Source organism: Paenibacillus sp. OSY-SE (genome assembly GCF_000283315.1).
GTDB lineage: Bacteria > Bacillota > Bacilli > Paenibacillales > Paenibacillaceae > Paenibacillus_B > Paenibacillus_B profundus.
The window spans coordinates 22039-36278 of record NZ_ALKF01000181.1 but is presented as its reverse complement, the minus strand read 5'-3'; the positions used below and the strand labels follow the sequence as shown (position 1 = coordinate 36278).

The following is a 14240-nucleotide window of genomic DNA, read 5'->3' as shown; positions in this document are numbered from 1 at the left end:
TAACCCCTCTCCTTTCTTGTAGTTTTTAGTTCAAACTTCTATAAATGAATTGAGTAATCTGAAGTATTCGATTGAACCATGTGCGAATAGTCTCTTTCTCCAAAAGGGCACTATTAAACTCTAGAAATACTTCGATATACTCATCATAATCTTGGATGTCGATCAATAAATCGAATATTTCTAAAAGATTGTTTCCGTTTGTTGCAAGTTTATTATTACCGATCAGAGTTAATATAGGCCCTTTACTATCACTATTTTTAACGGGGTATAATTTTGATGGAGAGCTTAAGTCAGTAATATTTATCCATTTCGCTGCTGCATGCTTTAAACCTACACTTTGAATAAATTCCAAAATTTTGTCCCCGTTAATTTGCTCCATATCTATGAGGATATGCTTTAGCATATTCGGTTTGTGAAGCATCGTATAAGTGCTCAGCAGATTTGAGTCCAGTTCCTCCCATAAAGAATAAAAGAAAGCGGAAATGAATATCTCAAAAAATGGTGTTCCAAAATTTTCATGGTATTGCTGGATTTGCTTTAATCTAGTACCTGCTAGCTGGGTATGAAAAGTTGTTTTTTCATATGGAATGTCCTTTTTCGTATAAAAGGAGTCCGGAAAAACACTTGACAAACGTTCACTTTCCCCGTATTCTCTTTCGAGCTTATGATTTAGATATTCGGCCAACCTTGATATTGATGGATATGTAAAAATATCGGATATCGAGATTTGCCCTGGATAAGAAGCGTCAATTTTCCCATAAAATTGAACAAGGAGGCTGGAATTCCCCCCCATGTCAAAGATATTATCATCAACACCAATATTTTCTATACCCAATAACATTTTCCAATATTCGACTAATTGGGCTTCCACAACATTACGTGGGGCTAAATGGTTCTTAGTTTCAATTACCGGTTTTATTTCACGAAGTTTCTGACGATCAATTTTCCCATTAGGTGTAAGTGGGATTTCTTCCAATTTTATAAAAGCAACAGGAACCATATATTCGGGTAAAGTTGACCTAGCATAGTATATCAGCTTATTCGAATCAAGTTTTTCAGTTGATAAATAATAAGCTATCAGACTTTGATTACTTGACTCGCTGCTGTAAGGAACAACAACCACTTGTGTAATCGGGGAATAGGTGCTAAGGATCGTTTCAATTTCGCCAAGTTCTATTCGATAACCGTGAAATTTAATCTGATCATCTTTTCTTCCAAGCACCTCTATTGTCCCATCCAGATTGTATCTGCCCAAATCACCAGTTCTATATAGGCGTGTTTCGGGATTGTAATTAATAATATTTGCAATAAACCTTTCTTCTGTTAACTTGTCATTATTGAGATACCCCTTCGCTACACCCTCACCGCCGATAAAAATTTCACCTGTAACCCCTTTAGGAACCAGCTTTAGATTGTCATTCAATAAAAAAATCTGTGTATTAGCAATTGGTTTTCCGACAGAAAGCTCCGTGATATTTGGAGGAAGCTCATAACAGGTAGACCATATAGTTGTCTCTGTAGGGCCATATAAATTAAAGATTCTCGCTTTGGTGACATTTTGAAGGTCTTTTCCCAAATTGAGCGAGAAAGCCTCTCCCCCGACTAATAACACTTTAAGCGACCCCAAAAATCTCCTTGAGTTCTTATCATCAAGTAACATTTTTAATCTGGAAGGGGTACTCTGCATTATAGTAATAGGTTGATTGAATTCCAACTTATGGGGAGATACTCCAGAAAGATACCGATCATAATTGTCCAAGTATTCTTTTCCATCTGGCTTTAAAATCACTGTTATTCCTCTGGTTAAGGTCCAAAAAATCTCCAAAACCGAAATATCAAAGGAAATATTCGTTACAGATAGCATAACGTCATCTCCCTCCAATTTCAGACATCGATCCATTCCTGCAAAAAAATTAACAACATTTCGATGTGTGACCATAACTCCTTTCGGTTTTCCTGTCGAACCCGAAGTAAATATTACATAAGCTAGATTTGTATCTGATAATTGACCTTCTGTTTGTACTTCCACTTTATTGCTCTTTAATTTCATTATTGTATCTATCGAGATCTTTCTTAACTTTAACGAATCCAAATCAAATTGCGGGCTTTTATCATAGATGATGAATGCCATCTTGCTCTCTTCGAAAATTTGAGTAATCCGCTGCAGGGGAAGGTCTTTAGAAACAGGCACATATGTTCCGCCTATTTTCAGAACGGATAATAGAGCAACTATCATATCGCAGGTTTTATCCATATAAATACCTACTAAATCAGTTGCTCTTACTCCCTCAAAATCAGTCAAATAAGCAGCAAAGCAATCCGCCATTTCATTTAATTTATAGAATGTGTAACTTTTCTGGTTACAAACAACTGCCACCTTATTGGGATTCCGTTCAACACTATTCATAAACTGCGAATGAATTGTTTGTCCCTTTTCAAAATTAACCGATGTTTCGTTTAAAGTATAAACAAGTTCATGCTTTTCAAACTCATCCAACATTTCAACATCGATGCGCTTATTATAAGGATTTGCTAAAATAGAATTAACGATATTGGCAAAATGGCTAGAAAACTGTTTAATGGTTTCTGAATTCAAAAGTTCAGGATTATACATAAAATTAACGGTTAGTTCTTTCCACACGGTTATTTCAATAGTCAAAGGATAATGAATGTTCTCATATGCCTTGTGATCAACGATTTTCATTATATTATCTTGTCCAGATACCATTTCTTCATGCAACGGATAGTTTTCCACAATTAATAATGAATCAAACAGTTCATCCATCGGTGTAAGCCCGATCTTTCTCTTAATATTTGAAAGAGAAGTATAGTTCATATTCTCACGTTGAATTAACTGTCTGTTTACCCGGTTCACTGCCTCAATCATGGTTTCATTGGTTACTGATACTACCCGCAAAGGCAAAGTATTCATGAAGAGGCCAACCATATCTTCTACACCTAAAATGTCATGAGGTCTTCCAGAAACAACAATTCCAAAAAGAACGTCGTCAGAATTGCAATATTGCTGAAGCAAAATGCCCCAAGCTGTATAAAAAATAGCAGCCGGCGTCACTTTATGATGGCTGCAAAACTCAGTAAGTAGACATTTTGTCTGCTCTGGAAATTGGAATTGAAATCTTCGAATTCCTTTTACTTCTTCTGCCTTACGGGCCACATTTATGAGAGTCGTCTTTCCAACAAAATTTGTGAAATATTCATTCCAAAATAACTCCTGCGCATCTGCCTCTTGATTTTGAATCCATAATAAGTATTCTTTGTATTTCGATTTATAATGAGTCTGAGATATACTCATTCCCATGAGTTGTTGATAATTGTGAATGAATGCTCGAATCAAATTCATCGTGCTCCATCCATCCAAAATAATATGATTATAGGTCAATATCATCTCGAATTCGTGTTTATTAAGTATACAAATACTTATCATCAGAGGATTAGTACGAATGTCCAAACCTGTCTCTCTGTACAATACTCTAACTCTGTCGAGTTCATTTTTTTGCTCATTTTTTTCAAGATGAGATAAATCATGTTCATGAATGGGAACCTGTTTATTTTTTAAAATAATTTGAACCGGATGCTCCAGTTGCTCCCATCGATACACTGTTCGCAGCATTTCATTTGTCTCGGTAAGTTTCTCCCATGCTTGCTTGCAATATTCCATATTCAATATAATTGCCGAAAACGTATAACTCATTTGAACTAAGTAAGCAGATTTATTCCGGTTTTTTAAATAATGAAATAACATTCCTTCTTGCATCGGGGTTAACGCAAGAATATCTTCTACGTGACTTTTTTCTATCTTCATAGTATTTTCCCTTCATCATAAACTACTTGTAATCACCGGTATTTTCTAGGCAATTTAATTTGAAGAAGAGTTTGAAATCAGGCGAGAATGTCCCTGATTATACGTATTGCTCTATCAATGTCTTCTGAATTGATGCCGGAATGGGTAACTGCCCTAATTCTTCCATATCCGAATTCGGTCAAATGTAGTCCTCGAATGCGTGCTTCTTCAATGAAAGTTATCCAATTAACTCGCCGTTCTGAAACGCGAAAGATTACAATATTTGTTTCCACTTCCGAAACGTCTATTTCAATGCCTGGTATGGCCGCAATACCATTTGCAAATCGACGGGCATTTTGATGGTCTTCTTCTAGCCGATCAATCATATTGGTAAGAGCATATATCCCTGGCGCAGCTATCACACCAGCTTGTCTCATGCTGCCACCTAACATTTTTCTTATCCAACGAACTTTTTCAACAAATACATGCGTGCCGACAACTACAGAACCGAGTGGTGCAGAGAGGCCCTTCGATAGACAAAACTGTACTGAGTCAGAGAATTTCGCGATTTGTTCTACAGGTATATCCAAAGCTATCGCTGCATTAAAAATTCTGGCTCCATCCATATGAATGGGCACTTTCTTCTCATCTGCAAATTGGCGTACCTCCTGTAAATAGGAAATCGGCAACACCTTCCCACCCATTCGATTGTGCGGATTCTCCAAGCAAATCAAAGCGGGATGTGCATACTGCGGATCCTGTGTATCCCAAGGAAAAGCCTTTCGCAACTCATCAATTGCTAAACAACCATCCGAACTAGTTGTAATTGGCTCATAAATTAATCCCCCGCATACAGAGGCGCCACCTGCTTCATATATATAGATATCCGATTCATTACTCACAAGCACTTTCGTTCCCCTCGGACAATGAGCCATCATCGATGCCAAATTAGCCATTACACCGCTTGGCAAGAGAACGCCCGCTTCTTTCCCCAATTTGCTGGCTGCAAGCTCCTCCAATTGTTTCACTGTCGGATCCTCTGAGTACCCGTCATCACCTAACACAGCATATTGAATCGTTTCCAGCATTTCAGGTAACGGTAATGTAAAGGTATCACTGCGAAGCTCTATCATTGTTAGTCCCTCCACAATAAATTAATGGCGTGCATAAATAATGATTTGTTTTTACACCATGCGTGACTTTTAAATTCAATTTTTAAACATCAGTTCTTCATTTAGGGACTACTCTTTCGTGACAATCAATTCAACTTTTGAAACTGCTTCTTTTGCACATAATATAGTCTCAGCATATGAGTTCCCTTTTACAATCACATAACCTAAACGATCGCTTGCATTTTTCGGTTTTCTTATACATTCGCCAGTTTTAGATGTGATATGTACGTCTTTGACAAGAGGCATTTTTTTGACTTGTTCAATTCCTGATACACCTCTCAAAACACCCGACGTCGAATGAGTTATAAAGTGTATAGCTGCATAACCGTTTTTACGATAATCCTCCACCTCATACTGGCCTGCAAAACAACGTATATGCTTTTCAAGCACTTCGACACCCGTAACGAGACGTATTAATTCTGGTATCATTCCTCCCGCAAGTCTGGAATTAATCTCTATAATGCAACATCCTCGTGGGGTAAGCTTTACTTCCGTATGGACAGCCCCTGTTAAAATATCTATCTTTTCCAGGGCTTTCAATACTGTATGTGCTATTTCTTTTTCTTCCTCTACAGAAAGCTGCGATGGAAAAACGTGAAGGCACTCAACAAAATATGGGAATGAAGTGGTATGCTTTTCCGTAATACCAACTACTGTTGTTACCCCGTTAATGGTGAGAGTCTCTACGCTGTACTCTGGAGCATTCACATATTCTTCAATCAATACAGCTGACGCTTTTAGTTGTCCTCGAACGTTTATTTTGTCTGACAATAATAAGCCTACATGTTTAAATATTTCATCCTCAGTAAAACAAAGAAGCACATCGTTAGAACCACTATCGTCCACAGGTTTAACAACACATGGAAAACCAATTTTGTTAATAGCCGTTTTAATATCTTCCAAGTTACGGACGACAACAAAATCAGGTTGTAAAAACCCTTCTTCCTTTAACTTTTCACGAGTAAAATACTTATTTCTACAAATTTGTAAAGATAGAGGATTGTTGCTGGGAAGCCCCAAATGAAGGGCTAATTCCGCAGCTGTAATCAAATAAAATTCGCTGGTCGTTACTACTGCTGCAATCTGCAAAGGATCGAAAATGGAACTCATTTGTTTTAATCCATCTAAATCGTTTGTATCCGTGATATATAACTCACAAGGAATTGAATCCAACCCTTTATAACGGTTAGGATCATTTGTTACAAAAACAGGTTTAAACCCCCATGATTTTGCTTTCTCCAAAGCTAACATTCCCGTTCCTGACGTGTTAGACTCAATAAAAATAATTTTTTTTTCACACATTTTCCACCATCACCTAAGCTTTTTATAGGACCAACTTTGAACAACTCTATTTCCCGCAACCTCATTAGGGCATACGGGAATCTTTAAACCGTTAATGCCATGTTGAGCACGGAAATCTCCGTTATAAATAGTATCAACATATCTATCCCCCCTATCGGGAAAGATAGCTACAATATTGGTATCAGCGTTGACTTGGCTGCTAATCCACCGAGCAACTGCATAGGTTGAACCTGAACTATTGCCCGCAAAAACTTGTTCGTATTTGGCAAGTTCTAGTGTTGCCGCAAAGGCCTCTTCATCGTTCATCCAATGAACCTCATCGATTATTGAAAAATCAACATTAGCAGCAATCAAACTATTGCCGAGACCACTTTGTAAACGATTAGGATTATCAGGTTGCCCAAAAACAACGCTGCCGGTTGCATCCACAGCAATCACACGAAGTTTAGGATTGTTTTTTTGAAGCGCTTTCGCAGTTCCAGACAGTGAGCCCCCACTACCAACAGGTGCAATTAGTATGTCTACGTGCCCTATACTCTCCATTACCTCTGTCGCCAACATCTCATAAGCAAGTGGATTGTTTGGATTATCATACTGTCGAGGCCAGTAGGCACCAGGGAACTTATCCATCAGGCTGCGCAGTTTGTCCAAACGTGCGCTTTGCCACCCGTGTTTCCCCATTTTATTTACGATATGAACGTGACAACCAAGGGATGTTAACTTGCAATGTGTAATTCTATCCAGCCGAGGATCCGTGACAATATGAACATCATGCCCCAAAGCTCTCCCAACCAATGCAACCCCACATGCCATAGTACCTGATGAACTTTCAATAATTGGGGCTCCGGGGAGTAATTCTCCCGTGCGAATCGCATCTAAAATCGCATGCTTTGCAACTCTATCTTTCATGCCAAAATAATTTTGCAATTCAAGTTTCGCAAAGACATTCCCAATAGATAAATCATTTAAACGCAACTTGACGATTGGAGTGTTTCCTATCGTATCTATTAAACTATACAACTTTTCCTTCCCTCCTGTTTTTGATAATATTTTTCAAAATTCCATAGGTCATACCATTATTGACTTGCGCTTGTATAACTCTTTAACCCTTGGACGAAAAGGTATCTTACCAATCCCAAAAAAAGAAAAGGCACGCAAATGCCCCATAGAAGCTCATAAAAATTCAATTTATCTAATAAATAGAGAGGAGCAAAGTTGGAAATTACAAATACCGGTATTACAAAAGTTCCAATTGTCCTTATAGCTCGGTTATAAATTACCATAGGCATTATATTCGCATCCCAAAGTTGAGCTCCGATGTTGTACAAATTCCCTGTATTAGTAATCCAAAATGCTAAAACCTGCGGAAGCATAAACAGCGCATATGTCAAAATGACGCCACAAATGATGTAACCCGCATATCCAAATAAATTCACCGCATCTACCTGTATCCCTAATCTGTTCCATGCAAAGCAAACAACTATTACCCCAACTATAAAATCAGATATACCCATTATATTTATTAATCGCACCGAAAGAATGAACTGTAAAGAGACCGGTTTCGTAATGTACATGTCCAAAGTCCCTTGCCTTACATGATGTTGAAAAGCAACAAAATTATTGACAAAAAAGAAAGCATAGACGGCTGTCAAAATAAAATACGTGCCCATAAACAACAAAACATGATCTGGAGTAAGTCCGGCAATATTGGCTCCTGATTTGTATACGACGATAACATATACAAAATGAGATAAAAGTGACGCAAGAGAAGCGAATATTTGCATTATAAAATTAGTTCGATACTCCAACTCATTCAGAAAGCAGTTTCTAACAATGATATAGTATATGGATAGATATCGGATTATGGTCTTTAGAGAACCGCACTTCCCCATAATTATCCTCCCACTGCATTGTATTTTCTCATTCCAATCGTCCATAACAATTTCGAGAAAATTCCCACTATAAAAATCCAGATTATTTGTAAGCACATGTTACTTAAGATCTGACTCAGTCCATACTTGCCATTTAGTATATTTACAGGGAAGAAAATAGTATATTGAAAAGGCAGATAGCTACAGATTGAAGAAACAACGTCGCCAAAAATGTCCAAAGGAAAAATTCCTCCGCTCAACAAATTAATCAAGAAACCCATTGCAAAATAAAAATACCAAATCTGCTCTAACCAGAACGCCAAAGCGCTAATTAAATAGTAAATTAAAAAGTTCAGAATAAATGAAAAAATAATTGCGGCAATAAACATAACGAACATAAAACCATTCATTGTTGGACTCATGTTCAATACATAAAGCACAATGTAAATAACAAAAAAAGATACAGTTAAATAAACTACTTTCCCGCCTAAATAAGAAGCGATTTTATAAATGGAGTACGATGCCGGTCGGTACAAAAAACTGCTTAGATTTCCACTTTTAATATCCTCTGATATTTCGAATTGAATGCCTGTAGAAATAATTTTTGATATTATTGCTGAAATAACTGTATACATAAACATTTGAGAAAAGGTATATCCGAACACAACAGATTCACCACTAGAGTGAAATATCGATTTCCACATAAAATATTGAATGACGATTGGTAGGAATGCCCCGAATAGGCTGAAAAGAAAATCAACTTTGTATTCCATTGAGCTTAATAGACCCAATCTAAATGCATACAGATATTTTCTTTTCATGATTCTTCCGATCCTTCCTTCTGATATAACCATGTAATAGCCTCATCAATTGGGATATCATTGATATTAATATCTTCAACAGGGAATTCTGACATTAAAGCTGCTAAAGAGTTATTAATTTCGTTTTTATTAATTTCAAGTGTTGCGGTTTGTTCCTCGAACAATCTAACATTCCCTATTTTTTCTAGTTTATCATTTCTAATTGGTGAGGAGAAAGTTACTTTTATAATTTTTTTGGTGAACAGCTCGTTTACATGATTGAGATTGCCGTCAAAGACAACACTTCCATGATTAATGATCACACTTCTTTCACATAATTCTTGTATATCCTCCAAATAATGACTAGTAAGAATGATGGTTGTTTTATTCTCATTATTATAGTCTTTTAAAAAATTCCTTATTTTTTTTTGTGAAATAAGATCCAAACCAATGGTAGGTTCATCCAAGAAAACCACACGCGGCCTATGCAGCAGGGCTGCAATTAATTCCATCTTCATTCTTTGTCCAAAGGACAGTCTTCTCACCTGCATGTGAAGTGAATCCTTGACTTCCATTAGCTCAATCAACTCTTCCAAATTTCGCTTATATTCTGTATTATCTATATCGTATATATGCTTTATCAGCATGAAAGACTCTCTGGCCGGAAGATCCCACCACAATTGATTTTTTTGCCCCATTATAAAAGATATCTGTTTTTTCAAGGCTGTTTCTCTTTTCCAGGGCACATGCCCCAGTACAGTTGCCTCGCCATCCGATGGGAATAGGATACCTGATAACATTTTTAACGTTGTTGTTTTCCCTGCTCCATTCGGGCCAAGAAAGCCAATAATTTCACCTTCACCAACATTGAACGACACTTTATTTACAGCTGTTTTACATTCTATCTGTTTACTAAAAAAACCTTTAAAAGCTCCCTTTAAACCAGGTTGCTTTTTGTAATAACTGAAAGTCTTACTCAATTTATTAACTTCAATTATATTCATCATATTTTTCATAGCCCCTTATCAAAATCAAACGTCCTCTTTCATTTTTTACTAATAAGATATTCTCCAAGCACTAAATAATCTAAATCGATTTTCAAAAAACAGGATAATGCATTATCTGGAGATTCAACAATTGGTTCATTATTATCGTTAAAGGAGGTATTTAAAAGTACAGGTGTACCTGTCAAAGATTCGAATTTAGTTAATAGATCATGAAGATTTGGATTGATATTTTTATTAATAGTCTGCACCCGGCCTGTGCCATCATAATGGGTAACAGATGGAAGTTCACTTCTGCAATGCTCTAAAACAGGTGGGACAAATAACATATAGTATGAAGGATGCTTCATGGCAAAGTATAATTCTTGCTTTTCTTCTAGTATAATTGGTGCAAATGGCCGGAAAATTTCTCTATGTTTAATTCTTCTATTGATGGTATTTTTCATATCCGGATTACGGGCATCAGCTAAAATACTTCTATTTCCTAATGCTCTCGGACCAATTTCCGATTTACCGTGAAAATAACCAATTATATTTCCATTAGAAAGGAGTTTGGCAACTTCCAAATTTAAATCAAACGGTTTTTCAGCATGAATCAGCTCATTGTTCTTTAAAATGGAAGTGTCTATTTCATGTTCTGTATACGCCTTTCCAAGATAAGGAGAAAACAGTCGTTTTAAAGGTGTATAGTTTTGATTCAGTATATTATAATAACCGTATAACGCACTCCCCAATGCAGTGCCGGCATCACCGCAAGCAGGAGGTATAAAAATATTGGAAAAGGGAGTATTCTGTAATATTTTATAGTTTGCGACGCTATTCAGTGCTACTCCGCCCGCAATACAAAGATTTCTTGTTTTAGTTTTTCTATACAACTCATTACACAGTTGAATAAGAACAACTTCACAATGATGCTGTAAGGCATATGCCAGATTTGCTTTTTCCAAGAAAATCTTCTCTTCATCCATTTCATTGCTCAATACATTAGATATAAACTGCTTTATTGCTACGTGATCTCGCCTTTCAAAAATAAAATCCATATTGTTGGTTAAATTATAAAATTCCGAAAATTCATTCACATATTTATCACAACCATATGCAGCCAAACCCATAGTTTTCCCTTCTTGCAGGAATCCGAATCCAAGCGCCTTTGTGACAACAGAATAGAAACCACCTATAGAGTTGTAATACAAATGCAAATCATGCTCTTTGTCAACAAGGCCTGAACTCTTCTTTATTGGAGTAAAGTCTTTACCTTTTATATGGTACATCGTTGTTGTTTCATGATCCATTTCAGATACTTGACTTCCATATCCATCTACTACAAGACAAGCCGCTTCATCGAACCCAGAAAGATAATATGAGCTAGCTGCATGTGATAAATGATGGTTAATTAACATAATGTTATTTTTATATTTATAGTAATAATTAGGATCTAAAATATCGTTTCCAATAATTAAATCTAAATCTTTAATAGATACTCCCGCTGCTTCCATACAATAATCTCCAGCCCGGCAGCGAAAGGAACGCAGACCCAAATTAATTGAATGTTTTACCCTCGTTATTCGTTCTTCTTCAATCGCGCATAAAATATCCCCGTCAATTGCTATACTAGCTGATAAATCATGGGTTGAGCCACCAAGTCCTAATACTTTCATCTTTTCCTCCGGTTTCTTCAATAGAAAATTAATCATCTAAAATTAAACAAACTAAATACACTACTGTTTATACATAAACTCTTATGGTAACTTCCGGGAATTTCCCCGCATAATGCACTTAACCATTTATAAAAAACTTGAGATATTAGTTTCTCCCCTGTTGTACTATTCGTTAAGAGAACAATACCCACTTGCTCTTTCGGTATTGCCATAATTCTTGCACTCCACCCTATATTGATCCCCCTATGCATAAAAAGCTTATGACCGTTTGGCAACACGTTAACTTGCATCCCTAGCCCATAGGGAAATTGGCGGTAGACCCGATTTTGCATGGAGTGAATAATGTTCCTTCGGAGTCCTCCTATGCACTCGTCTATGTGATTGAGATGAGCCACAACATATTTGGATAGATCGCCTGTTGTACTAAATAGGCCAGCAGCTGCCTTCTCTGTAAACTTATAGCATGGTAATTCAAAGGAACCAAAAAAGTATGACTTAGAAGTATTTTCAGTCGCAAAATATCCGCTTTGTTCCATGCCAAAAGGGGTAAAAATTTCTTCTTTCATATACTCGGAAAAGCTTTTACCTGTAACCTCCTCAATAACCAGTTGTAATAATGTATACCCCCCGCCAGAATAAAAAAATTTTTCCCCTGGGGGATATTCAAGGCTTAAACCCTTTTTTAAAAACCTCCTTCCATCCAAAGATTCTTCTATAGAATGCAATGGTTTATCTGGATGTATACCAAAGTAATGAGGAACGCCAAGCCCCGAAGTATGGCATAAGACATTTCTTAGTGTAACCTTCGAACAGTCATATTTTGTTTTCGGAAATTTCCAACGAGTAATATAAACAGATATTGGCATATCTAAATCAACTAAACCCTTTTGATATAATTTTAACAATCCCAAAGCTGATAAAGCTTTGGATATAGAAGCAATTTGAAATTGAGTCCCATCGTTTACTTTGATTTTTTTTCTGCTACACTTGTAACCGAAGTTAGTAATATTAACTCTATCCCCCCAGATTAATGAAAGGGAACAACCAGCAACCCTATATTTCTTCATTAAATTTGGAACTAAATCATTTAATTTTTCTTGCAAATTGCTGCTCATTGTAATTTGGCTCCATCTCTTCTTTTTTCAATGTACAATTGGTTCATTAGCTAACAATTTAAAATTACATAAAAAGGGAGATACGCTTATGAGCTTCGAGCACTCATAAGCGTATCTCCAAAAAATTCCACCACAAAATAATGCAGTCCACAAATAAAACTGCATTATTTATCAAATACTAATTCTTTATTAACTAACGAGCCGAACTAACGAGCCGAAACATCGATTAGTGTCAATATTTATCATAAAATTATTAATTTCATTATACTACCTATATCAAAATATTACAATACAAAAACTGCTAAAAGGACTATTGAATCGAACTTTACTTAACAAAAGTGAGGCCCTTTATTCGTTTTACATAATTGATAAACGACAATTTTTTCGAACTAAAGTTAGTAATTTTATAAAAATTCAATCTATACCTGTATCCAGAATTAGTTTATTTAATATTAGTTATTGTTCATATACTAATATATTGCTTATCATTACTATATCAATCTTGTTCTATATCACACATACAGATAGTATAATTTCAAGAACTTTTTCGAACAAGTTAACATTTTAATTGCATTCCTAATCTAGTTCACTTTGCAACAATTGAAAGCGCTATAAAAATTTTTATATGCCAGATGAGTTGAAGCACGTCAGTTTCACCAACTTAAAGAGATAATCAAAAAATCAACGTTAACACAACTCATTAATGTAATTATAATTTCAAATTTAACTTAATAATCAAATTTAATATGATAAGAACTTCAGCTCATTTGGGCAATTAGCTAATTCTCCTTACGATTTTTTGATATTTCTTGAGTAACTATCTAGGAGGGCCATAGATGAAATGGTATGTGCTTTTCGTAGAAACAGGTAAGGAAGACATGGTAAGAGAGATGTTATCAAATAGATTTGATAAAGATAAACTTCATTGCATTGTTCCAAAAAGACGGGTTTCAGAAAGACACAAGGGTCTAAACTACGATACAACAAAGTTATTATTCCCAGGATATATTCTAATTAATACAGAGATGAATTTTGAAACATATTACAAAATCAAAGAAATTCCCAAAGTCTATAGTTTATTGAATTACAGAAATAACAAATATGATGAATTAAAAAACTACTACAGTATAAAATTTTATAAAAATTCAAACGTTGAAGAACAATATTTCAAGGAACTAAAAAAAGAAGATATCTCCTTGATATTAAATTTAATTAACGGGGATGGAGTAATTGATTACTCTGAGGTTTTTACAGTAAATTCAAAAGTATTTGTCAAATCTGGACCACTAGTCGGAAATGAAGCAATCATCAAAAAACTAGATAAACGTAAAGGCAGAGCTAAAATATTACTTAATTTTTTTGATACTTCTAAATTAGTAGATGTAGGTGTGATTATGTTAAAACATCTATCCACATAATTTTCCTGTACCAAGCAATCCTGCACGGAAGAACGGTTACTGCCATATTTTGCTGCTCCCAGACTAGAAACTAGCTTTTAAAATAAGCGGCATTCTCT

Annotated in this window: 10 protein-coding genes; 1 reads left to right on the top strand and 9 read right to left on the bottom strand. The window is 35.7% G+C overall.

Features of this window, described 5'->3' with window-relative positions; translation table 11 throughout:
* Positions 1–25: 25 nt before the first annotated feature.
* From A372_RS0114555 to A372_RS0114515, 9 genes are all read right to left on the bottom strand, one after another.
* A complete protein-coding gene (locus A372_RS0114555) occupies positions 26–3823 on the bottom strand; it encodes a non-ribosomal peptide synthetase (RefSeq protein WP_019421596.1) in 3798 nt (1265 codons plus the stop codon).
* Positions 3824–3900: 77 nt separating this feature from the next.
* On the bottom strand, positions 3901–4935 hold the full coding sequence (locus A372_RS0114550; protein WP_019421595.1) for a GntG family PLP-dependent aldolase: 1035 nt from the start codon (positions 4933–4935) through the stop codon (positions 3901–3903).
* 108 nt (positions 4936–5043) lie between these two features.
* Positions 5044–6276 carry an ATP-grasp domain-containing protein gene (locus A372_RS0114545; RefSeq protein WP_019421594.1) on the bottom strand — a complete coding sequence of 411 codons (1233 nt, stop codon included), beginning with the start codon at positions 6274–6276 and terminating at the stop codon, positions 5044–5046.
* 9 nt (positions 6277–6285) lie between these two features.
* Positions 6286–7296, bottom strand: a complete 1011-nt coding sequence (locus tag A372_RS0114540; protein ID WP_019421593.1) for a PLP-dependent cysteine synthase family protein — start codon at positions 7294–7296, stop codon at positions 6286–6288.
* A gap of 56 nt (positions 7297–7352) precedes the next feature.
* Entirely contained in the window at positions 7353–8168 is an 816-nt protein-coding gene (locus A372_RS0114535) for an ABC transporter permease (protein ID WP_019421592.1), read from the bottom strand.
* Between the two features lie 2 nt (positions 8169–8170).
* Positions 8171–8968: an ABC transporter permease gene (locus tag A372_RS0114530; protein ID WP_019421591.1), complete on the bottom strand. Its 798-nt coding sequence runs from the start codon at positions 8966–8968 to the stop codon at positions 8171–8173.
* A complete protein-coding gene (locus A372_RS0114525) occupies positions 8965–9951 on the bottom strand; it encodes an ABC transporter ATP-binding protein (RefSeq protein ID WP_026011076.1) in 987 nt (328 codons plus the stop codon). The genes A372_RS0114530 and A372_RS0114525 overlap by 4 nt, the downstream gene beginning before the upstream one ends.
* Positions 9952–9992: 41 nt before the next feature.
* Positions 9993–11609 (bottom strand): carbamoyltransferase family protein, encoded by a 1617-nt coding sequence (locus A372_RS0114520; protein WP_026011075.1) that lies wholly within the window; start codon positions 11607–11609, stop codon positions 9993–9995.
* Between the two features lie 32 nt (positions 11610–11641).
* The gene (locus A372_RS0114515) at positions 11642–12724 is read right to left on the bottom strand and encodes a serine hydrolase domain-containing protein (protein ID WP_019421588.1); all 1083 of its coding nucleotides are present in this window, start codon (positions 12722–12724) and stop codon (positions 11642–11644) included.
* Positions 12725–13560: 836 nt separating this feature from the next.
* Here A372_RS0114515 and loaP point away from each other — a divergent pair.
* Positions 13561–14142 carry an antiterminator LoaP gene (loaP, locus tag A372_RS0114510; protein ID WP_019421587.1) on the top strand — a complete coding sequence of 194 codons (582 nt, stop codon included), beginning with the start codon at positions 13561–13563 and terminating at the stop codon, positions 14140–14142.
* Positions 14143–14240: the final 98 nt, after the last annotated feature.

Coding starts and splice junctions, on each gene's coding strand:
- A372_RS0114545 (WP_019421594.1), bottom strand. CDS start 6,276: ATGTGTGAAAAAAAAATTATTTTTATTGAGTCTAACACGTCAGGAACG.
- A372_RS0114555 (WP_019421596.1), bottom strand. CDS start 3,823: ATGAAGATAGAAAAAAGTCACGTAGAAGATATTCTTGCGTTAACCCCG.
- loaP (WP_019421587.1), top strand. CDS start 13,561: ATGAAATGGTATGTGCTTTTCGTAGAAACAGGTAAGGAAGACATGGTA.
- A372_RS0114535 (WP_019421592.1), bottom strand. CDS start 8,168: ATGGGGAAGTGCGGTTCTCTAAAGACCATAATCCGATATCTATCCATA.
- A372_RS0114515 (WP_019421588.1), bottom strand. CDS start 12,724: ATGAGCAGCAATTTGCAAGAAAAATTAAATGATTTAGTTCCAAATTTA.
- A372_RS0114520 (WP_026011075.1), bottom strand. CDS start 11,609: ATGAAAGTATTAGGACTTGGTGGCTCAACCCATGATTTATCAGCTAGT.
- A372_RS0114530 (WP_019421591.1), bottom strand. CDS start 8,968: ATGAAAAGAAAATATCTGTATGCATTTAGATTGGGTCTATTAAGCTCA.
- A372_RS0114550 (WP_019421595.1), bottom strand. CDS start 4,935: ATGATAGAGCTTCGCAGTGATACCTTTACATTACCGTTACCTGAAATG.
- A372_RS0114525 (WP_026011076.1), bottom strand. CDS start 9,951: ATGAATATAATTGAAGTTAATAAATTGAGTAAGACTTTCAGTTATTAC.